At 50.7% G+C, this 207-nt stretch carries 1 protein-coding gene; it reads left to right on the top strand.

Annotated features, from left to right (window positions below; all coding sequences use genetic code 11):
• The coding region (locus AB5N96_RS13620) for an IS66 family transposase (RefSeq protein WP_499705768.1) at nt 1–207 on the top strand (207 nt) is incomplete at both ends.

The raw sequence follows: 207 nt of genomic DNA, 5'->3' as shown, positions 1-207 counted from the left end.
GGGACTGCCGCTGAGTCGACAGACGATCTCGAACTGGATGCTGTCGAGTACGACGAGCTGGTTGAAGCCTTTCTATGAAGAACTCTATCGTAGAATTCGCCAAGAAGAGGTGCTTCACGCTGACGAGACTACTCTTCAAGTACTCGAAGAGCCCGGAAAGAAGGCAGAATCAAAATCCTATATGTGGCTCTACCGTACCGGCAGAGA

This window comes from Chryseomicrobium imtechense (assembly GCF_041475995.1).
Classification (GTDB): domain Bacteria; phylum Bacillota; class Bacilli; order Bacillales_A; family Planococcaceae; genus Chryseomicrobium; species Chryseomicrobium aureum.
The sequence above is the reverse complement of the archived record's forward strand: the minus strand, read 5'-3'. Positions and strand labels throughout refer to the sequence as shown.